The following is a 22724-nucleotide window of genomic DNA, read 5'->3' on the forward strand; positions in this document are numbered from 1 at the left end:
CACAGAGAGCAAATTGTCCATGTTTATTAGGACGGACGTTCAACATCTAAACGAATGTCGCCAATATCTTCTTGTAAGGCTTGGATTTCACGAGAAGGGACGGTTGACATTTCCATCTTGTAGGCTAAGAACCACATCATCGCCACGCCCAAAGCCCAGAATAATAATTGCCACGCCCAAATTGACGGAATACCGAATAACCAGCTACTGGGATCATTCGGATTGCCAAAAATCCAGTTGCCAATCACCGCACCCGGCCCTATACCAAAGAAAAACCACGCCAAAGTGATGATCCATGCAATCGGCACTAAACCCTTCTTACTCTCCGGAAGACTGGCATGTTCACGCAAGAAACGGTGGAAGGTCATGCGATGTTCTAACTCTTTCGAGTCTTGGGTCAAAGCGGAGACTCCGATGGCCAAGGTTAGATTAAACAAAATGCCCCACCCCGCAGAATGAATGGTTAACGGCCAGCGTCCCCATAAGGGATCAATACCCAACCACGCAAATAAACTCATGCCAATGCTCTCCGTCATCGTGACCGCAATCAAACCCGCAACCAAACCAATCACCACCCCCGCACGAGTTAAAAACGGCCAAAAACAAATCGCAATCAACGCCGGAAACATTTGGAAACCATAAGCCACCGCTAAACCACCAAGCAACACCAAAGCATCCGTAGCCGTCGTGGCGACCACTAACGCAGCTAATACAATGACCACAACCCCGATTCGTCCCCAGAATTTTTGTTGCGCATGGGTGGCGTTAGGCATTAAATAACGTTTTAACAAATCACGGGTCAACATTCCGCCTGCGGTGGACATGTAAGCAGACCCTGTGGATTGCATGGCCGCCAGTGCGCAAACCGACAGTAAACCCACCAACCACGGCGCACTTCCCGCCATCAAGTGAATCAAAGCCGGGACTAAAGCCCCTTCTTTACTGGATTGCTGCATAATGTCTTGATTATTAAAAATCGGCCCTAACACATTATTCACCAATTCAGGATGAGCATTCATAAACGCTAAATTTGCCCCCAAAAAATGCCCGCCGATCCCTTGAATGGCTGTAAACACCATTAAAATAAAACCAATAATAAAAGAAGATGCCCACACTTGTTGAGGCGCGAAGGGTTTGGGACTGTTATTAGAGAAAGCCCACATGGTAAACGCCGGCGCAGACTGAATGCCCATCAATGCAAACATGTAAGTCAGAATCATAATCCCCGTCCACATGCCGCCAATCGATTTAGTGCCATCACTAATAAACTGAATCACCCCCGGAACAGCGATATAACTACTGTATCCGTCGGGGGTTCGTTTATCATCGAACTGACTCAAGGCGGCGATGCCTTTGTTGAGTTCGGTGAAGCCTCCGATATAATACATTGCAATGATCCCGATGATCACAATCCCCAAAGCCAATAAAATCGCCTGCATCGTATCCACATAAGCCACCGCACGTAATCCGCCAGAAGCGACATAGATAAGCACCACAGCCGAGAGCAACCACATCCCCACTTCCACTCCCAACATGCCATCGGTCAAGACATTAAATAGGAATCCTGAAGCCCGCAATTGCACACCTAAATAGGGAATAGAAAAAATCAACGCCACCAAAACAACTAAAATACGTAACGTATCAGATTTAAAATAATCCGCAAACATTTCACCCGGTGTCACATAACCAAAGCGTTTGCCAATCATCCACTGCCGTTTTAAAAATAAAACCCCAGTAAAGGGGATAGTAATCGCATAAAAAGACGCATAAGCATATTGCAAACCGTCTCGATAAATCAGACCGGGGTGTCCCATAAAAGTCCAGCCTGAAAAAGACGTTGCAGTGGCTGCCAGTACGAAAACCCAAAGTGAAATGGAGCGACCTGCAATAAAATAATCGCTGGCTGTTCTGGAACTTAGCGCACCTTTGATACCCCAAAAGATGCAATAAGACCAATACAGCGCAACAAAGATGAACAACCACATGATTTTAGGGTCCATGGTTTTCTCTCCTCTGTCGCCGCAAGGGGCGGTTGTGATAACTGAAGCGTGACTAAATGTAAGACCTGCCTAACAATCTAAAGGCGAGCGCGTCAAGATAATGGTTAAAGACGCATCTTAAAATAAAGTAGTTCAGAGAAGGATAAGCGACAGCGGCAGCTCCAGTGATCCTTATAATTTGCGGATACTGAAGTGCCGATAAGACAGGACTGACGTATTCTCCTTTGATGATGTGGAGTCCGCTTTTGACACAAAGCCGATTTCACACACGCTCATCATAAGATAAAGTCATCACCAATCACAATAGTGTTATCAAGAAAATTTGGATTAAAACTCATCCCATTTATCATCATCTTGTCGATGCGGTTCTTCTGTGCTGTGCTTGCGGTAGGTTTCTTTAACGCGACTGCGTTTAATGTGGGGTTTAGGTATGCTGGCTTTTTTAATCACGACACTTGGCATACTTTGGTGCGCGCTATAAGTGAAGAAATTGATCAAATCTTGCAAGATATTAATTTGATCGCGTAATAAATTACTATTCGTTGATAATTCTTCGACTAATGCTGCATTTTGCTGCGTCATTTCGTCCATTTGAATCACTGCTTTATTCACTTGCAAAATGCCTGCGGATTGTTCCTGACTGGCGGCGGCGATTTCTGCGATAATGTCGCTCACTTTTTTAAAGCTAATGCTGATGTCATGCAAAGTTTGGCCAGATTGCGTCACCAACGCAGAGCCATTATCCACTTTAGCCAAACTGTCTTGTACTAAGCGTTTGATTTCCTTAGCAGAAGAAGCACTGCGTTGAGCCAAATTACGTACTTCTGTTGCCACCACCGCAAAGCCGCGTCCTTGCTCACCTGCACGAGCGGCTTCCACGGCCGCATTGAGAGCCAACAAGTTGGTTTGAAACGCAATCTCATCAATAACCGTAATAATATCAGCCACTTGCTTACTACTGCGATTAATTTCGTTCATAGAATCCGTGGTTTTCACAATCACCTTATCACCCGCACTGATATTGTCTCGCGCACTGGATGACAGTTGATTGGCTTGTTGTGCGTTGTCGGCATTTTGGCGCACGGTATCCGTGATTTCCTGCATACTGGAGGCGGTTTCTTCCAAAGCGGCGGCTTGTTCTTCAGTGCGTTGACTGAGGTTTAAACTGCCTTGCGCGACTTCCTCGGTGGCGTTGCTGATTTCTGTGATGGTAGCACCGATATTAGCCATCATGCTATTGAGTTTAGCCACGGTTTCATTGACATCTTTTTTCAATTCTGCCAAACGTCCGCCGTATTCATCTTGCATGGTTTGGGTTAAATCGCCCACCGCTAAGGCAGAAAAGACGCGCATCAATTCCTCCACCATTTTTTGATTGGTGTCTAAATTTTGATTTAAACTCTCAGCAATAGTGGAGAAAAATCCTTTTTTATTGCTGGTATCAACTCGTTTATCAAAAATACCATTTCCTGCGGAATGTACAGCCGATTGAATATCGGTCATCACTTGATTCAATTGGCGCACAGAACTGTTAATGTCATCCCTTAATTGCGCCAAATTACCCGAATAATGGGCTGTCATGGTTTGGGTTAAATCACCCTGCGCTACTGCGGAAAAAACCCGCATGATTTCTTGCACTATGCTTTGATTGACTTCAAGATTTTTATTGACACTTTCAGACAGTTCTTTAAAAAAGCCTGATTTATCATTTACATTAATACGCGAATCAAAGACACCTTGTGCAGAAGAATTAATGTGGTGTTTAATTTCAGAAACCACTGCATTAAGTTGCGCAATAGACAGACTAACATCTTGCTTTAATTCAGCCAAAGCACCGATATAATGTTGCTGCATGGTTTGGGATAAATCACCTGCTCTAATCGCAGCAAATATTTGGCGCAATTCCACAATAATATTCTGGTGATTATCAAAGTTTTTATTCATACTTTGCGCCAATTCATCCATAAAACCCAATTTCGCATTGACATTAATACGTTGGGTTAAATTACCAGCGGTATTAATTTCAGTCACTTGGCGAATTTCCTTAATAGCCACTTCTAATTGTTCAAGAAAATGGTTAATATTTTGTTTTAACGGGACTAATGCGTCGGGGTAATGGCCGCGAATTCTCTGATTTATTCCGCCCGTTTGGATAGTGGCGAACACTTCCTGTAATTCATTAAGGCAATGTTGGAACTGGGTGTTGTCATCCAGTTTTTTATGTAAAATGCCTGCCGTTTGTTCTACCTTACGTAAAACAGAAGCGATCTCTGGTGGCGCACCGTGATCCGTCTGGTATTGGCCGTGTTCCATCTGCTCAATGGCAAGGGCAATGCTTTGTATATGCCCATTGACGTAGCGAACGAGCCAAGAAAACGCCACGATAATTAGCATTATCACCGAAAAAGCAATCACCATTAACCCAATAAATGTAGTATAATTTTGAGTATTTTGTGCCAATTGGTAACTCTGCTGTAAAACATGAAGCAATAACAGCCCTGAAATGGCACTGGGAATCGCCACGATAAATGCCGCCGCCCGTGAAATAGAAAGTTGTTTCAACATCATCACTATTTTCCTAAAATTCTTAGATGATAAAGCGAGTAAATGAAAGAATAAATTATTAGCAAACAGAGTTGTTGTATATTAAATATTTTCGTTAATTCTTAATATTTTTATAAAAAGCAGCAAGCGTAAAAAAGAGGTATCAATATCACTCACTGTCCGTTGGAGGAACTTACCGCTTGTCAATTATCTTAGCATGACATTGTGGTATTTTAGTAGTTTTTTTTAGCCACAAAAACGAGAAATTTACCCACTCTATGACATGCGCCTCCACGCTTTATATTGCGTAATGTTTTGCGCCAATAATAAGCCAATACTGTCTTGTAAAAATACCTGTCGCAATAGCGGAATAGTTAAGACATAAGTTGCTTTTTCTAGTCGAAAAATTCCCGCTAACGATAATCGTTGTATTGTGCTTTGAATTAAAGAGTCAGATAAAGAAAAACCAAAATTCTCTAAAATTCTACACATGTCTTGTTGAGAAAAATAAGATTGTTGCGTAAATAAAGCCGTTAAAATCAAAATTTTCTCTAAAATCTGCTCTGCTTCTCCAGAGGACAATCCCACCTGTGCTAATAAATTGGGTTTTAATCCATTTAATACTTTTTCTACATCGTTTTTTTCAACTTGTTGTTTTTCTAAGCTTAATAAGTCTTGGCAAGCGGTAATGATTAAATTAGGCCGGCCGCCCAGCATTTTAATAAATTGCGTCAGTGATTCTTGCTCGATAAAACGACAATTTAAATATTGTAATGAATTTTCAATAAATGACTGACAGGTATTGATATTAAAAGTTTCCACTAAAATCGCTTCGGCAAAATCTCGATAAGGTGAGTTTGAATGCCACTCAGTCAATAATTCATAATGTCCAGCGAAAATAATAGAAATTTTACCATTTAAGTGTAAATGTTGTAAGTGCTGTAAAATGGGATAACCTTTGGCGCGATCATGGGCGATAAAATCATCGGCTTCATCGAGTAAAATCAGTTGTTTCTTTTTGCTTTTTAAAATTGATTTTAATAACTGCAATAAAGAATTATCTCGCACGATTAAATAGTGACATTCAAGCGATTTATTTTGATAATAATTCAGTAAAAACTTTAAAATGCTGGTTTTGCCTAATTGTCGCCCACCGATTAAAGCATAATTCTGCATAGGATTGGCTAATATTGTTTTTAAAATAGATTGGCGCGTTAAAAATACATTGTGTAAATGTACCGTGCCATAATTTTGAAAAGGCGATAATTGTTTTAATTCCATATTTTTAGCCAGTAAATGGCAAAAATTTAATAATGGATTTTTATGTAACAGCCATGCGGTTAATTCGCTGCTTTGAATAAAAATAAATTGTGAAGTAGAAACGCCAGAATTATTATAAATAATTAGCACGGTTTCAAATGGGCAATCCTGTTGTAATTGCGCTAAAATTTGCGGGGCAGTCTCATTTTGATTTGGGAAATAAACCTGTAAATGATGTAAATTTAAAGGAAATTCTTCTGTAAATTCGATATAAAATAAACCATTTAACAATTCATCTTTTGGCTGAATATGACAAGGTATACCAATTTTTTCAGAGTCGTATAATAATACTTTTCAAATAGGAGAGAATAATGAACAAAAGATATGAAGATTTAGAAGAGTTAATGTCAACAGGTGAGGCGAGAGAAGTGAAGCGAGCGATGGCAGTAAGAATGTCTTTGCTTGGTTTTGTGCGTGCGGAAGCGGCTTTAGCGTGTTGTGTCAGTGTGCAATTTGTGGATAAATGGAAAGCCATTTATTTAGCGTCAGGGGTTGAAGGATTAAAGTTAGCGTATAAAGGCTCACCAGGGTATTTAAAGCCGCGTGAACGAGAAGATGTGATTAATTGGATACAAGAAAAGAAGACAATAACAATAGAGGAACTAAAGAGACACTTAAAAGAGGAGTATGATGTTTTCTATTCTTCAAATACTTCTTATACTAAATTATTAGAAGAAGCGAATTTAAGTTATAAGAAGACACACAAAGAGAATTCGGCAAAAGATGAGGTAAAAGTAGAAGCTAAAAAAAAAGAGATTAAGGATTTAATAGATAAGGAGCGTGAACAGATAGAAAGTGGAGAGGTAATGTACTGGATGCAAGACGAAAGCCATCAGTTGTGGGGAGATATTTGTGGTTATGTTTGGTCGAAAAAAGGAGAAAGAACGTCAATAAAGATGAGTAATTATCGCACTTCTCAAACGTGGTATGGAGCGGTGAATATTTATACGGGAGAATTTATTTTAGATAGGGCAAAGAAAGCTGATACAAAATATACGATAGACTTTATTAACTGGCTCATTTACAGATATAAAGAAGCCCGTCATGTGATTATTTGGGATGGTGCAAGTTATCATCGTTCTGAAGGTTTAAGAACTTATTTAGAGAAATTAAATGGGGGACTTCCAGAATCAGAATGGAAAGTTCGTTTATTAAGATTTGCGCCCAATGCCCCAGAGCAAAATCCAGTCGAGGATATTTGGCTTCAAGGTAAGAATTGGGTCAGAAAGAATTTTCATCGTCTATCAAGCTTTAAAGAAGTCACTAGTATGTTTGAGACCTTTTTGTCAGGTAAAGTGTTTAAGTTTAATAAAATTAAACAGTATCTTATACCTAATATCTAGCTAGATATTAAAACTTAATTTGTTTTTATATCTCACATAATTTTGGTATATAAATTATTTAAAACAATTCAGGAAGAAAAACGCAGAGAAAATTCTCAATATTGCCCTTTAAATATTGCTTGTGTTTTTTCTCCACCGCCCAATGTTTCTGACAATCCTGACAGCAATCGAGAGAATCAACAAACTCAAGAAGATTTACTGCAAGAAAAAATCGACAACCAAGAAGAACCAGAGCAAAAAAAAGCGGCATTAATAAGCATTATTAACGACTATACCAAAATTATGTGAAATATAAAAACAAATTAAGTTTTAATATCTAGCTAGATATTAGGTATAAGATACTGTTTAATTTTATTAAACTTAAACACTTTACCTGACAAAAAGGTCTCAAACATACTAGTGACTTCTTTAAAGCTTGATAGACGATGAAAATTCTTTCTGACCCAATTCTTACCTTGAAGCCAAATATCCTCGACTGGATTTTGCTCTGGGGCATTGGGCGCAAATCTTAATAAACGAACTTTCCATTCTGATTCTGGAAGTCCCCCATTTAATTTCTCTAAATAAGTTCTTAAACCTTCAGAACGATGATAACTTGCACCATCCCAAATAATCACATGACGGGCTTCTTTATATCTGTAAATGAGCCAGTTAATAAAGTCTATCGTATATTTTGTATCAGCTTTCTTTGCCCTATCTAAAATAAATTCTCCCGTATAAATATTCACCGCTCTATACCACGTTTGAGAAGTGCGATAATTACTCATCTTTATTGACGTTCTTTCTCCTTTTTTCGACCAAACATAACCACAAATATCTCCCCACAACTGATGGCTTTCGTCTTGCATCCAGTACATTACCTCTCCACTTTCTATCTGTTCACGCTCCTTATCTATTAAATCCTTAATCTCTTTTTTTTTTAGCTTCTACTTTTACCTCATCTTTTGCCGAATTCTCTTTGTGTGTCTTCTTATAACTTAAATTCGCTTCTTCTAATAATTTAGTATAAGAAGTATTTGAAGAATAGAAAACATCATACTCCTCTTTTAAGTATCTCTTTAGTTCCTCTATTGTTATTGTCTTCTTTTCTTGTATCCAATTAATCACATCTTCTCGTTCACGCGGCTTTAAATACCCTGGCGAGCCTTTATACGCTAACTTTAATCCTTCCACCCCTGACGCTAAATAAATGGCTTTCCATTTATCCACAAATTGCACACTGACACAACACGCTAAAGCCGCTTCCGCACGCACAAAACCAAGCAAAGACATTCTTACTGCCATCGCTCGCTTCACTTCTCTCGCTTCACCTGTTGACATTAACTTTTCCAAATCTTCATATCTTTTGTTCATTATTCTCTCCTATTTAAAAAGTATTATTATACGACTCTGAAAAAATTGGTATAGTAACCTATATTGGTTATTATGAGTAAGTTACTAAACGTTTCAGAGTTGCTAAAGTATTAGGTCTGCCAGAATCCATGCTGAATAAAAACTAGTCTTCCATGTTATAAGCAGCAAAACGGTCAAAAACAACAGTTTTTTTGAGAAAAATGGCCAAAAACAACAAAATATGTAAGTGATATATAGAGCCTTTTCATATAAGGTGTTGTTTTTATTTAATTCATTAAATTTGGCATCATTTCTGCCCTGCTATAATTGTCATTCAATTAAGCAAGGAGAAACGTATGTGTAAAACAAATACCCTCAAAGCCATAGAATGTATTATTTCTGAATATAATACAAACACAAATGGTAGCACAATTTGCGGTTTTGCGTCGTTGTCTCACATTGAAAAATGCAGCGGGCAATCGCGTAGCACCGTATGTCGGGATATTAGAATACTTGAGGACGCAGGAAGTATTACTTTTATTAGAGACTCAAATCTGTTCTACGGTCACTTACCCAACTTCTTTGTATTAAAAAAACAACAATAAATCCCCCACAAAGCTCAAAAAAAAGCCGATACCGCATGTTATACAGTATTCGGCTTTTTATTACTGAGTTACTTTAGATCAATGGCACAATCAATAACGCCACAATATTAATGATCTTAATTAACGGATTCACCGCAGGGCCTGCCGTATCCTTATAAGGATCACCGATGGTGTCTCCCGTCACCGCCGCCTTATGCGCTTCTGAACCTTTGCCGCCGTGATGACCGTCTTCAATATACTTCTTCGCATTATCCCACGCGCCACCACCTGCCGTCATTGAAATCGCTACGAATAAACCCGTAATGATCGTCCCTAATAATAACCCCCCTAAAGCCATCGGCCCTAATGTCACCGCGACAATAATAGGAATTAATACGGGCAGTAAAGAAGGAATAATCATTTCCTTAATGGCCGATTGCGTTAATAAATCCACTGCACGAGAATAATCTGGTTTTGCCGTCCCTTCCATAATGCCGGGGATTTCTTTAAATTGCCGCCGCACCTCTAAGACCACACTACCCGCCGCACGTCCCACCGCTTCCATCGCAAACGCGCCAAATAAATAGGGAATCATTCCCCCAATAAATAGGCCAACAATCACCATCGGATCGGTTAATAAAAAGATAACATCTTGTCCCAAATGGGCTTCTAATTTATGCTCAAATTCAGCAAATAAAACCAACGCCGCTAAACCCGCTGAACCAATCGCATAACCTTTAGTGACCGCTTTAGTGGTGTTACCCACGGCATCTAATGGATCGGTAATATTGCGTACTTTTTCATCTAAACCCGACATCTCCGCAATACCGCCTGCATTATCCGTAATTGGCCCGTATGCGTCTAAAGCGACGACGATACCCGTCATGGATAACATGGCCGTGGCCGCAATTGCAATACCGTACAAGCCCGCTAGCCAATGTGCCACTAAAATCGCCACACACACCGCTAATACGGGTAATGCCGTCGCCTTCATCGACATGCCCAAGCCTGCGATAACGTTGGTCGCGTGTCCTGTTTCAGAGGCTTTGGCGATTAACTGCACGGGGCTATATTGCGTTCCCGTGTAGTATTCGGTGATAAACACCATTAACGCCGTCAACACCAAACCTACCAATGCCGCGCCGTAAATGCCCATGATTGAAACGCCCTCATGGCCGCCCATCATTAACCAAATCACAGGGAAAAAAGCCGCCGCAGAAATCACGGCCGACACCATTAAGCCTTTATACAAAGCGGGCATAATTTGGCCGCCTTCGCGGGTTTTGACAAAAAATGTGCCGATAATCGAGGCAATAATAGAAACACCACCCAATACTAAAGGCAATAACACCGCATTTTCGCCCACACCAGGGGTAGCCACAAACGCCAAACTGCCCACCAACATCGTGGCAATAATCGTCACTGCATAAGTTTCAAATAAATCCGCAGCCATACCCGCACAATCACCGACATTATCACCGACATTATCAGCGATAACTGCGGGATTACGGGGATCATCTTCGGGAATACCCGCTTCGACTTTACCGACCAAATCCGCGCCGACATCTGCGCCTTTGGTGAAAATACCGCCGCCTAAACGGGCAAAAATAGAGATTAACGATCCGCCAAATCCCAAGCCGATTAAAGGCGCAAGATTAACAGTTTCGCCTTCTGGTGCCAGCAAGCGCATCAAAATGTAGAACAAAGCCACACCCAATAAGCCCAAGCCGACCACTAACATTCCCGTAATCGCGCCACCGCGGAAAGCCACAGCAAGGGCAGCATTTAAGCCATCATGTGCGGCTTGTGCGGTGCGAACATTGGCACGCACAGAAATGTACATCCCAATATAACCCGCTGCAGCCGAACAAACCGCGCCAACCAGAAAACCCAGCGCAGTCAGCCAACCTAAAGTAAACAGGATAATCACGGCAATAATGCCGCCAACAACGGAAATAGTTAAATATTGACGATTAAGATAGGCTTGCGCGCCTTCTTGAATGGCACTGGCGATTTCTTGCATTCGTTGATTACCAGCGGGTTTACTCAAAATCCATTTAACCGAAACCACGCCATAAGCCAACGCCGCCGCCGCACATAACAGGGCAAATAATAGGCTCAACATAGATACAAAGCTCCTCTGATAGTTTTTTGTGTTTACTGGTGGTGATAAACGACAAGACACAAGTTGTTTTCATCTTGCAACTTGTAACGGTGCAACTATACGCTGTTATGCGGGGAATTGACAAGCATCTTGCAAGGTTATGGGGTTTCAAGGGACGCCGTGAACAAAAGCCTTGCGTAAACCACAACGTTCCCTCACTCCCACGCTGGAACATGGGAGCGAGAAATTATCAACAGATTCGCTTATTCCTTATTTTCCCAATATTCCCCTAATAACTGCGCCAATGTTTCCACATGAGGGGGATTTAATAAGGTCAAATGATCGCCCGGTACGGATTTAACCGTAATCGCTTGCTGCAACAAATCTGACCAGCCTAAATCATCGGCTTTATTCGGCGAATGAACAGGCGAATGATCGGCAATTAATTCTTCAGGTTGTGCATCGCTGGCTTTAAACAAAATCAACGGCACAGACAATAAAGAATGTGGATAATAGTGCGTCATAATATTGGCTTTATAAACCGCGACTAAACCTTTAAATTGCTTAATTGAAGCCTCTGGCGGATACACCTGCGCCCGCTTTAACGATTCGTGTAAAGCAACTAATTGCATTTCGCTGGATTGTTCGGCTAATGCCTCCCAATTTAAATCTAATTTCACATTAAACAAATGTTCAGTAATGTGTGCCAAATGGGTCAACCATTGTATATCCGTCCAATCGGCTTGAATAGAACGGGGTTTATTTTCTTGGGGAGCGACGGTATCTAAAATGGCTAATAACGCAATCTCTTCACCATTTTTGCGCAATTGCTGCGCCATTTCAAACGCCACCAAACCACCAAAAGAATGCCCACTCAAATAATAAGGGCCATGCGGCTGAATTTGCTTAATTACCGCGAGATAATGTGCGGCTAAATCTTCAATATTATCATGGGGTTGACTTTCCCCATCTAATCCCAACGGTTGCAAACCATAAAAAGGAATTTGCGCATTGCATTGACTTAATGCGTTGGCTAATGCGTAAAAATAAAGCACATGCCCACCTGCGCCTGCAATAGCAAAAAAGGGTGGCTTATTGCCTTGCGTTTGCATGGGTACTAATGAAGACCATTGCGTTTCAACAATAGACTGCCGTAATAATTGCGCTTGTTGCTCAATGGTTGCGCCTTGAAATAGACTGGCTAAAGGCAAACGTTTATTAAAATCTTGTTCGATTTGCGCCATTAAACGAACCGCTAACAAAGAATGGCCACCCAATTCAAAAAAGTTATCTCGAATGCCAATCGGATGCACATTTAAAATCCGCTCCCAAATTTGAATTAAACGCAATTCCTGTGCATCACGCGGAGCCATAATGGCACGCCCAATGGTTTGATAATCTTCAATAGATCGTTTTGCCAAAGTATTGCGATCAATTTTGCCATTGGGTGTTAAAGGAAATTCGGTTAAAGCAATAAAATGACTGGGCTGCATATAATGCGGTAAACAGGGTTTTAAAAACGTGCGCAATTCTTGTTGCCAATCGCTAATTGCGTCATTTTTTAACAATAAATAAGCAATTAATCGCTTGTCATCGCCTTGTTCATGCACCACCACCACGACATCTTGAATCAAATCATTTTCTGCTAAAATCGCCTCAATTTCGCCCAATTCGATGCGGAAGCCGCGTATTTTAACTTGATTGTCCATGCGTCCGAAAAATTCTAAACACCCATTGTCGAGCCAACGCGCTGCATCGCCCGTGCGATAAACCCGTTGGGTGTGTCCGAATAAGGTTAATTCCACAAATTTTTCTGCGTTCAATTCGGGTCGATGGCGATAACCCAAAGCCAAGCCCTTACCGCCAATACATAATTCTCCCGTAACGCCAACGGGAACAGGTTGTTGTTGCGCATCTAAAATGTAAATTGTGGTATTTGCCAGTGGTTTTCCAATTAAATCCACTCTTTCTGCAAAATCAACACAATGCGCTGTTGACCAAATCGTCGTTTCAGTCGGGCCATAGACATTCCAAAATTGTTGACTTTGTTGTACCAAAGCTTGTCCCAGTGCAGGCGGCAAGGCTTCACCCCCACATAAAACGGTTAAAGGCGTTTTTTGCTGCCAACCGCTGTTTAATAACAATTTCCACGTGGCAGGCGTGGCTTGCATGAGGTTAATCGATTGATGAACAAGTATATTTTTCAAAGATTCCCCATCAACCGTGCTGTCCCGATCTGCAATAATCACGGTGGCACCGCTGATCAATGGCAGGTATAATTCTAAACCTGCAATATCAAAGGATAACGTGGTGACAGCCAACAGCCGATCTCCCGCTTTGACCTGCAAACGATCTTGCATATCCAATAAAAAGTTAGTTAAAGCAAGGTGTTGAATCATGACCCCTTTGGGTTTTCCTGTTGAACCCGATGTATAAATGACATACGCCAAGCCTTCAGGACAAGCGACATTATTGATATTTGCGGGGTCTAGCGTGATTTTATCCAAGCAAATGACTTGCGCTTGATGTTCGGGTAAACGTGCTAATAAATGGCTTTGCGTCAATAAAAGCGGTGCTGCGCTGTCTTCTAACATTAATTGCAGGCGATGTGGTGGAAAATCAGGGTCTATCGGCACATAAGCACATCCTGTTTTTAAAATCGCCAACAAACCGACCAACATTTCCACTTGCCGATCCACACAAATGCCGATGAGCGCATTGGCTTGAATACCCTGTTTTTGTAATAATGCCGCGAGCGCATTCGCCTGTTGATTTAATTCCAGATAAGTCAATGCGCGATTGGTTTTAGTTTCAAGCACAGCCGTGGCATTAGGGGTCTTTTTAACCTGTTTCTCAAATAAACTCACCACCGTTTCTTTATCCAGCGGATAATCCCGAATAACAGCAGAATTCCACGCGATCAATTGCGCTTGTTCATGGGGAGTTAATAAAGGCAAACGGGTCACTTTTTCTTGCGGATTTTCTACAAATCCCATTAACAAGGTTTGGAAATGTCCCATTAAACGCGCAATCGTTTCTGCTTTAAACAAATCGGTGTTATATTCAACCCGACCTATTAACTGCCCATTTAATTCTTCCATAGACAGCGTTAAATCGAATTTGGCAATAACATTATCAGCCGCTAAAGGTTCAATACTTAAGCCTTCCAATTCAACCGCCGTATTAGGCGCATTTTGCAGCACAAACATCACTTGAAATAAAGGCGAATGGCTCAAGTTTCTGACTGGGCGCAATTCCTCCACCAATTGTTCAAAAGGAATATCTTGATGTTGATAAGCCGCTAAAGCCACTCGACGCGCTTGCATTAATAATTCATTCACATTTGGATGTTCAGAAAGATTTAAACGCAACACCAAAGTATTAACAAATAAACCGATTAAATCTTCAAATTCTTTTTGCGTTCGCCCTGCAATGGGAGAGCCAATGACAATGTCTTGCTGTCCACTATAACGGCTTAATAACACCGCATAAGCAGACCATAAAGTCATGAATAAAGTCACGCCTTGTTTTTGGCTTAATTGCTTTAATTGTGTGGTTAAATGAAGGTCTAAAGAAAAATGCGCATTCGCACCCGAAAAGGTTTGTAAAGCAGGGCGCGGATAATCGGTTGGCAAATTTAATAAAGCAGGTAATTGCGCCAATTGTTGTCGCCAATAATTCAATTGTTTTTCTAACACATCACCACTTAACCACCGCCGCTGCCAATCCGCAAAATCGGTATATTGCAGCGTTAAAGGCAATAATGGATTGGGTTTATTTTGCACAAAAGATTGATATAACGCGCTGCATTCTCGAATTAAAATCCCCACTGACCAACCATCGGAAATAATATGGTGCATATTGAGTAATAAAATGTGAGCATCTGGAGCTAAAATCAGTAATTGCGCACGAAATAATGGGGTTTGTGCAATGTCAAAAGGCGTGTTTAAATCTTCTGCAATATAATGTTGAATCGCTTGTTGTTGCGCCTTATTGTCTAAGGATTGCAAGTCAATGGTCGATAAAGAAAACGCATAATCAACTAAGGCGACAACAGGCGCACCTTTAACCGTAGGAAAACAACAACGCAAACTCGAATGACGTGCAATTAATGCAGCTAAACTTTTGGTTAATGCGGCAATATTTAATTTCCCTTTTAAATGCAAAGCCGCAGGCATATTATAAGTGGAACTTGCGCCTTCCAATTGTGCCAAAAACCATAGGCGATTTTGCGCAAAAGACAGCGTTAATGGTGCGTTTTCTTGTCGAGAAACAGGCAATAAAGCAGTGTGATTTTTTGCAGGAATATAGCCGAATGATTCAGCTAATTGCCAAGTAAAATCACTTAAAAAATCGGTTTGATAGTGATCCTGCCAACGATAAGCAGCTTGAGCGTTAATCCCTTGATGCGTATGGAATTTGGCATCACCGAGCATTTTAGAAACCGCATGAACACCATCGGTCATGCGCTGCTTTTGATCGGCATAAGGTTTTAACATATTATCGTCAAAAGGCAGATTTAAAAACGCGCATAAGTTCTCAATGGTTTCTTCTGGATTTTGCGTTAATTGTTCAAATTGCACGCGGTATTGACGATGAGCAGGAATGTCTTGTAAAAAAGTTTGAATATTGCGATGGCTTTGTGACCAAATTAACTCCGCTAAATGACGCGGCGCATAATCGTGTGGATAATGGAAAAAGACTTGATGTAATTTCGCCTCTTCAAAAGAATGAATCATGCCATAAGGATGGCGTAATAAATGAATATAAAGCGGCTGCTCAAAAATCGTTTCGGCATGGCGTAAAACTTCAATATCTAAGGGATAAGAAGGCGATTTATCCACCAATATTTTATCGCCAATCCAAGACTGTAATTGTCGATACATTGCCGCTACGCTTAAATTGCGCAATTCATAATCAGCCATTAATTGTTTTGCCCGATCCGCATCGCATTCTAAAGCAGACATCATCGCACGAATTAAACCTTCTTTAACATAACTGCGTGAGCCACTATATAACACATCGCGTTCTTGCAAGGTATTAAATGACAATAATTCTAATTCTGGCGGGGCAAATAATTTTGAATTGCCACCCAAAATGACCCGCATTAATGTCGTGCCTGAACGAGGCGGCGCAAGGACAAAAATAGCCGATGGATTTTTAACCGTCATGCTATCGGCAATCGCTAAACGCGGAATCAGTTGATTAAAACGCGAAAACTCCACCGTTTCTAATCGCGGTAAATCAGAATCTAATGTGTTATTATCCGTTAAAATTTCGGGATAATGTTGATTTAAATAATCGATAAATTCGGCAATTGTCGGGGCTTCAAATAAAGCCACCACATAAACAATTTTTTGCAAACGCTCTTGCAAACGATTGATAAAAATTGCACCCTTAATCGAATCGCCGCCCAATTCAAAAAAGTTATCATTTAAACCCACCCGCGCCACACCCAAAATATCTGCCCACAAATCGGCTAATAAGCGTTCAATTTCGCTATTTGGCGCAACATAAGGCACTTCACTTTGCGCGCTATTTTGGTCAGGCGCAGGCAAAGCGCGGCGATCCACTTTACCATTCGGACTTAATGGCAATTGATCTAAAATAATAAATGCCGATGGCACCATATATTCAGGCAATTTATCGTGTAAAAAATGGCGCAATTCGCTGGCCGTAGGTTTCACATTTTGCGTCACGCCTAAATAAGCAATTAAACGCGGTGGTAATTCTTTTTGCGGCTGCCAGCCAATCACGACGCTTTCTTTAACGCCAGAATATTGCATTAAAGCGGTTTCAATTTCGCCTAATTCAATGCGAAATCCGCGCACTTTAATTTGATTATCTAAACGCCCTAAATATTCAATACGGCCATCGTCTCGATAACGGGCTAAATCGCCTGTTTTATAAAGCCGTGTTTTGCCCTGATCAAAAGGATTAGAAATAAATTTTTCGGCGGTTAATTCAGAGCGATTAAAATAACCCCGTGCCACGCCAATTCCCCCAATATGCAACTCCCCTGCAACACCAATCGGAACGGGCTGTAAATGCGCGTCTAAAATGTGAATTTGAATATTGGCAATGGGGTAGCCAATGGGGACATTAGAAAGCGGCGAATGGGCTTGGCAAGTCCAATGCGTCACATCTACGGCAGCTTCAGTCGGGCCATATAAATTGTACAAGTTAATATGCGGCAAATGCGTAAAGAATCGTTCTTGCAATTCTAACGGTAATGCTTCCCCGCTACACACCACTCGTTTTAAGCAATTCATATTGCGAAATAAAGGGCTTTCTGCTTTTTGCAAAAAGATTTGTAACATTGACGGCACAAAGTGTAATGTGGTCACGCCTTTTTTGGCAATTAATTCGATTAAATAATCGGGATCACGATGTCCGCCTGGTTTGGCTAATGTCAGGCTTGCACCCGTCATTAATGGCCAGAAAAATTCCCAGACAGAAACGTCAAAACTAAACGGCGTTTTTTGTAAAATCACATCGCTTTCTGTCAATGAATAAGCCGCTTGCATCCACAATAAACGATTGACAATGCCGCGATGCGTGTTCATTGCGCCTTTGGGCTTTCCTGTTGAGCCTGAAGTGTAAATCATATAGGCTAAATCATCAGGCCGCGTGCGCAATTCAGGCGTATTGGAGGGGTAATTGTCCAGCGTTTTGTCTAGGCTATCTAAACAAATTACCGTGTGTTGATTATTTTTAGCAAAGGCTTTAATGGGCGTGATTTGTTCCAAGCAATGCGCTTGGGTTAATAATAGCGTTACTGCGCTATCTTCTAGCATAAATTCCACCCGCGCTGCGGGATAATCGGGGTCAATTGGTACATAAGCCGCGCCTGCTTTTAAAATCCCTAATAAACCCAGCACCATTTCTAAAGAACGGTCTAAACAAATCCCAATAAATTGATCCGTTTTTGCACCTAATTCCCGTAAATAATGTGCCAATTGATTGGCTTTAATGTCCAATTCGGCATAAGTCCATTGTCGCTCTTCATCACTCACGGCAATGGCGTGCGGTGTTTTCTCAGCTTGTGCGCCAATCCATTCGTGCAAACAACGGTCTAATGGATAAGGTTGTTCCGTATGATTCCATTGCGCGAATTGTTGATAATCCGCAGGACTTAATAAATTTAAAGTCGCTACGGATTGATCGGGATGCGTTAAAATGCTATTGATTAAGGTTTGAAAATGGCGAATAAAACGTTGAATGCTGGGCTTATTAAACAAGTCAATGTTATAACGCAATTTGCCTTCTAATCCCGTCGCTAATTCTTCCATAGACAGAATTAAATCATAAATCGCGTTAATATTTTCTGTCGGTAAAGGTTGAATGCGTAAATCGCTTAATTGCGTATTTTCTAATGGCGCATTTTGCAAAACAAATAAAACTTGAAAAATAGGACTGTAACTTAAACTGCGTTCTGGTTGTAATAATTCGACCAGTTTCTCAAAAGGTAATTCTTGATGTTGATAAGCCGCTAAAGCGGTTTGTTTCACTTGCTGCAATAATTCAAGAAAACTGGGGGCTTGTGTAAAATCCGTGCGCAATGCCAAAGTATTAATAAAAAAGCCAATAAGCGGCTCTAATTGGCTGTGGGTGCGGTTCGCAATGGGAGTGCCAATAATAATATCTTCTTGACGAGTATAGCGAAATAATAAAGTGGCATAAGCCGCAAATAAAGTCATAAATAATGTGACTCCATTTTTTTGGCTTAATTGCTGTAATTGTTGCGTTTGCGCTTTGGAGAAATAAAAATATTCCGTTTCGCCATGAAAACGCTGCACGGGACGGCGAGGATTATCCGTTGGCAGTTCTAATAAAGCAGGCGCACCTTGCAATTGTTTCTGCCAATAATTTTTTAATGTCTCTACATAATCGCCGCTTAATCGCTGCCGTTGCCACGCGGCAAAATCAGCGTATTGTATCGCTAATTCAGGCAAATGGTGGGGTAAATTTTGATTAAAGGCATTATATAAAATCGCTAATTCTTTCACTAATACATTAATTGACCAACCATCACAAATAATATGGTGCATGGTCAATATTAACACATGAGATTCCGCGCTTAATTTCAGCAATAACACGCGAAATAAAGGACATTCGCGCAAGTCGAAAATTAAGCCCGCTTGTTCTCGTGTTATTCGTTTAATTTCTAAGGCTTGTTCCGTTTCAGGATAGGCTTGTAAATCGATAATAGGCAGGCTTAATGACAACTGTTTTTCCACGCATTGCACGGTGTTGCCTTGGGCATTGGTGGAAAAATGACTGCGCAGCACTTCATGACGCGCTAAAATCACATTAAATGCTTGTTCTAATGCCGCATGATTTAATTTCCCTAATAATTTCATGGCCAAAGGCGGCATATTATAAGTGGCGGCGTTGCCTTTTTCTAATTGATTTAAAAACCACAAACGTTGTTGCGCGAAAGATAAAGGCAAAGGCTGATCACGAGAAATAACAGGAATGGGCATTTCTACGGATGTAGATTGACGACTTAAAAAATCGATAATATCCGCTTTCTTTTCCGATAATAAGGTCTTTAATTCGGCCGTCATTTTGTGCTTAGGTGCGTTATAACGCAAACGCCCTTCATCTAACCATAAATGAATTTCATCTTGTTGTAATTGGTTCAGTAATTGTTCAATAGATGACATGAAAATGATCCGTTTTTCTGGTGGTGTGGATGATGTTTTGGAGGCGAGACAAATTTAGCAGAATGACATGATTTTCTACCGTATAAGTTTTATTATTCCGCAATAATTTGGCCATTTTTACATAAAAAAAACAGGTGCATATTGACCATATACACCTGTGATAGATGATGAATTCGTTAATTACTCCGCTTGTTGTTTGGCGATTTCAGCGCGGACATCGTCCATATCTAATTCGCTGGCTTTGGCGATGATTTCGTCCAACGCTGCGGCAGGTAAAGCCCCTGCTTGCGAATAAATAATAATTTGTTCACGAAAAATCATTAAAGTGGGAATAGAGCGAATTTGGAAATGAGCAGCTAATTGCTGCTCTTTTTCCGTGTCCACTTTACCAAAAACAATATTAGGATATTTTTCTGAAGCCTTCTCAAAAACAGGCGCAAACATCTTACAAGGCCCGCACCATGAAGCCCAAAAGTCAATCAACACGATGTCATTGGTGGTGACGATATTTTCAAAATTAGCCGCTGTTAAATCAATAGTTGCCACGCGCTACACTCCCACGGGTTAAAGCAAACAACAAAAATTTGCTGTTTTTTATATGAAATAGAATCCCCAATGCCTGTTACAAAGGTAGATTTTAAAGTGCGATTTTTATTCCACATTAAGGCTAAAAATTCGCGGTTATTCTTGCTATTTATTCGCTGGTTTTAGGGGGAACATAACCTTGTGGTTGTTGTGAACCCGCGCCGAATAAAAATTTTTCCATTTCGGTTTCCAGTAACTTCCGTGCATCTGGATTGACAGGAGTCAAGCGGTATTCATTAATTAACATGGTTTGTTGTTTTAACCACATTTGCCATGCTTCGTTAGAAATTTCCAAGTAAATCCGCTTTCCTAATTCACCGGGATAAGGCGGAGCTTTTAAGCCTTCTGCTTGCCGTCCTAGTTTTGCACAATTAACCATTCGTGTCATCTGGATTATCTCCTTATTATCGTCATTGACTGCGGTTATAATAACACAAATTGTTGTGTTATTTATCTTTTTTCAATTGGCCACATGTTACCTTTTTTTTGAAAAAGCAACAACTTTTGTTTCTCGTTTTCAGGGTAGACTTGCCAGCAAGCCGCGGCTCACGTAACCTAGAGCAGCAAAAAAAGAATCATGGTTTTGTCCCGTTTTTATCGGGTCATTTTTTAAAAATAATCTTAGGAATCAGAATGATGTCAACTCGCAAGCCGTCCGAATCATGGCAAATTTTACAAATCATGTCAGAATTTGTACAAGGCTTTGATCAATTGGCGAATATTGTCCCCGCAGTGACAATATTTGGTTCAGCGCGCTTTTCTCAACAGCATCCGCATTGTGTTTTGGCGGAGGAAATCGCCTACACGCTGTCTAATGCGGGTTTTTCTGTTCTCACTGGGGGTGGGCCTGGCATTATGGAAGCCGCCAATCGTGGGGCTTTTAATGGGCGCGCTAAAAGCGTGGGGTTGAACATTCAATTACCCCATGAACAACAGACCAATTCATATCAAAATATTTCGCTTCATTTTCATTATTTTTTTGTGCGAAAACTAATGTTAATGCGTTATTCTTCGGCTTATGTGGTATTGCCCGGTGGTTTTGGGACATTAGACGAATTAGCCGAGTTATTAACGTTGGTGCAAACGGGAAAATTACCACGTGCGCCGATTGTGTTGGTGCAACGGGCGTTTTGGCAAGGCTTGTTGGATTGGTTTAAACACAGCCTAGCCGCCGAAAAAACCATTGATTTCAGTGATTTAAAACTGGTAATGACGGCGGACACCAGCGATGCGGTGGTGGATTGTATTTTTCAATTTTATCAACAAACTGAATACGATGCAACTGCCATTCCCAAAAACGACGCATTATCGCGCTTATTTTAACCTGAATTCATGACAATTCCAGCACATTTATTTGCGCCGCGTTATTGGTTGCTTTGGTTTATTTTAGGGATATTTTTTATCCTCACTTATTTGCCTTATCATTGGCAAATGGCCATGGGGCGTTTTTTAGGTTTATTGGCTTATTATTTAGCGCGGCGGCGGCGTAAAATTGCGGCGATTAATATTGCCTTATGTTTTCCTGATGATTCGCCACAGCAACAACAGGCATTATTAAAACGACATTTTGCTTCTTTAGGGATGGGATTATTGGAGATATTTAATGCGTGGTGGACTTCGGATAATCGTTTGCAATCATTGGGAACAATTGAAGGTTTAGATCATTTGCAACAGGCTTTAGCTAAAGGACGTGGTGTTATTTTATTAAGTGCGCATTTTACTTCTTTAGAAATTGGCGCACGATTTTTGACTTTACATACGGTGATTCATGGAGTTTATCGGGCGCATGAAAATCCGTTAATTGAATTCTTTATGAAAAAAAGTCGAGAATTGCACGCTGAAAAGGCGATTCCGCGAGATAATATCAGGGAAATGGTGCGCAGTTTAAAAGCCAATAAACCCGTTTGGTTTGCGGTGGATCAGAATTTTGGGCATAAGGGCAGTGTTTTTGCAGAATTCTTTGGCATTCAAGCGGCAACCAATGCGGCAACTGCGCGTTTGGCGCAATTGACAGGGGCGGCCGTGGTGCCTTTTTTCACGCAACGATTGCCGAACGATCAAGGTTATCGTGTGATTTTACAAGCGGCATTAACGGATTTTCCCAGCGATAATATGCAGCACGATGCCCGTCGAATTAATGCCCTTATTGAAGCGCAAACAAAACTCGCTCCAGAACAATATCTTTGGGCGCATCGTCGCTTTAAGGATCGACCGAATGATGAGGCGCGGTTTTATTAATTCAC

The 22724-nt window shown here is 40.9% G+C and carries 13 protein-coding genes; 4 read left to right on the forward strand and 9 right to left on the reverse strand.

Annotation, left to right across the window (positions count from 1 at the left end):
- Positions 1-26 precede the first annotated feature (26 nt).
- The 3 genes from TPSD3_RS02500 to TPSD3_RS02510 form a co-directional block, all read right to left on the reverse strand.
- A complete protein-coding gene (locus tag TPSD3_RS02500) occupies positions 27-2000 on the reverse strand; it encodes a sodium:solute symporter family protein (RefSeq protein ID WP_086487013.1) in 1974 nt (657 codons plus the stop codon).
- 327 nt (positions 2001-2327) lie between these two features.
- Entirely contained in the window at positions 2328-4568 is a 2241-nt protein-coding gene (locus TPSD3_RS02505) for a methyl-accepting chemotaxis protein (protein ID WP_086487014.1), read from the reverse strand.
- 252 nt (positions 4569-4820) lie between these two features.
- On the reverse strand, positions 4821-6095 hold the full coding sequence (locus TPSD3_RS02510) for a hypothetical protein (protein ID WP_086487015.1): 1275 nt from the start codon (positions 6093-6095) through the stop codon (positions 4821-4823).
- An 80-nt stretch (positions 6096-6175) separates the two neighbouring features.
- Between TPSD3_RS02510 and TPSD3_RS02515 the strand changes: the two genes are divergently transcribed.
- Positions 6176-7207 carry an IS630 family transposase gene (locus TPSD3_RS02515; protein WP_086487016.1) on the forward strand — a complete coding sequence of 344 codons (1032 nt, stop codon included), beginning with the start codon at positions 6176-6178 and terminating at the stop codon, positions 7205-7207.
- 42 nt (positions 7208-7249) lie between these two features.
- On the forward strand, positions 7250-7495 hold the full coding sequence (locus TPSD3_RS02520) for a hypothetical protein (RefSeq protein ID WP_086487017.1): 246 nt from the start codon (positions 7250-7252) through the stop codon (positions 7493-7495).
- A 32-nt stretch (positions 7496-7527) separates the two neighbouring features.
- On the opposite strand, the gene TPSD3_RS02525 is transcribed toward TPSD3_RS02520, so the two are convergent.
- From TPSD3_RS02525 to TPSD3_RS02550, 6 genes are all read right to left on the reverse strand, one after another.
- Positions 7528-8055 carry a transposase gene (locus tag TPSD3_RS02525; RefSeq protein WP_176329666.1) on the reverse strand — a complete coding sequence of 176 codons (528 nt, stop codon included), beginning with the start codon at positions 8053-8055 and terminating at the stop codon, positions 7528-7530.
- A 55-nt stretch (positions 8056-8110) separates the two neighbouring features.
- Entirely contained in the window at positions 8111-8560 is a 450-nt protein-coding gene (locus tag TPSD3_RS02530; protein ID WP_086486671.1) for a helix-turn-helix domain-containing protein, read from the reverse strand.
- Positions 8561-9217: 657 nt separating this feature from the next.
- Positions 9218-11248 carry a sodium-translocating pyrophosphatase gene (locus TPSD3_RS02535; protein WP_086487018.1) on the reverse strand — a complete coding sequence of 677 codons (2031 nt, stop codon included), beginning with the start codon at positions 11246-11248 and terminating at the stop codon, positions 9218-9220.
- Between the two features lie 242 nt (positions 11249-11490).
- Positions 11491-19896, reverse strand: coding sequence for a non-ribosomal peptide synthetase (locus TPSD3_RS02540; protein WP_086487019.1), 8406 nt, complete (start codon positions 19894-19896; stop codon positions 11491-11493).
- 180 nt (positions 19897-20076) lie between these two features.
- Complete coding sequence (gene trxA / locus TPSD3_RS02545) at positions 20077-20442, reverse strand: thioredoxin (RefSeq protein WP_086487020.1); 366 nt, start codon at positions 20440-20442, stop codon at positions 20077-20079.
- Positions 20443-20590: 148 nt separating this feature from the next.
- Positions 20591-20869: an oxidative damage protection protein gene (locus tag TPSD3_RS02550; RefSeq protein WP_086487021.1), complete on the reverse strand. Its 279-nt coding sequence runs from the start codon at positions 20867-20869 to the stop codon at positions 20591-20593.
- 245 nt (positions 20870-21114) lie between these two features.
- On the opposite strand from TPSD3_RS02550, the gene TPSD3_RS02555 reads away from it, so the two are divergent.
- Entirely contained in the window at positions 21115-21804 is a 690-nt protein-coding gene (locus tag TPSD3_RS02555; RefSeq protein ID WP_245391507.1) for an LOG family protein, read from the forward strand.
- 9 nt (positions 21805-21813) lie between these two features.
- Positions 21814-22719: an LpxL/LpxP family Kdo(2)-lipid IV(A) lauroyl/palmitoleoyl acyltransferase gene (lpxL, locus tag TPSD3_RS02560; RefSeq protein ID WP_086487023.1), complete on the forward strand. Its 906-nt coding sequence runs from the start codon at positions 21814-21816 to the stop codon at positions 22717-22719.
- Positions 22720-22724: the final 5 nt, after the last annotated feature.

It is taken from the genome of Thioflexithrix psekupsensis (genome assembly GCF_002149925.1).
Taxonomy (GTDB): domain Bacteria; phylum Pseudomonadota; class Gammaproteobacteria; order Beggiatoales; family Beggiatoaceae; genus Thioflexithrix; species Thioflexithrix psekupsensis.

Coding starts and splice junctions, on each gene's coding strand:
- TPSD3_RS02515 (WP_086487016.1), top strand. CDS start 6,176: ATGAACAAAAGATATGAAGATTTAGAAGAGTTAATGTCAACAGGTGAG.
- TPSD3_RS02540 (WP_086487019.1), bottom strand. CDS start 19,896: ATGTCATCTATTGAACAATTACTGAACCAATTACAACAAGATGAAATT.
- TPSD3_RS02550 (WP_086487021.1), bottom strand. CDS start 20,869: ATGACACGAATGGTTAATTGTGCAAAACTAGGACGGCAAGCAGAAGGC.
- TPSD3_RS02505 (WP_086487014.1), bottom strand. CDS start 4,568: ATGATGTTGAAACAACTTTCTATTTCACGGGCGGCGGCATTTATCGTG.
- TPSD3_RS02525 (WP_176329666.1), bottom strand. CDS start 8,055: ATGCAAGACGAAAGCCATCAGTTGTGGGGAGATATTTGTGGTTATGTT.
- lpxL (WP_086487023.1), top strand. CDS start 21,814: ATGACAATTCCAGCACATTTATTTGCGCCGCGTTATTGGTTGCTTTGG.
- TPSD3_RS02535 (WP_086487018.1), bottom strand. CDS start 11,248: ATGTTGAGCCTATTATTTGCCCTGTTATGTGCGGCGGCGGCGTTGGCT.
- TPSD3_RS02500 (WP_086487013.1), bottom strand. CDS start 2,000: ATGGACCCTAAAATCATGTGGTTGTTCATCTTTGTTGCGCTGTATTGG.
- TPSD3_RS02555 (WP_245391507.1), top strand. CDS start 21,115: ATGATGTCAACTCGCAAGCCGTCCGAATCATGGCAAATTTTACAAATC.
- TPSD3_RS02530 (WP_086486671.1), bottom strand. CDS start 8,560: ATGAACAAAAGATATGAAGATTTGGAAAAGTTAATGTCAACAGGTGAA.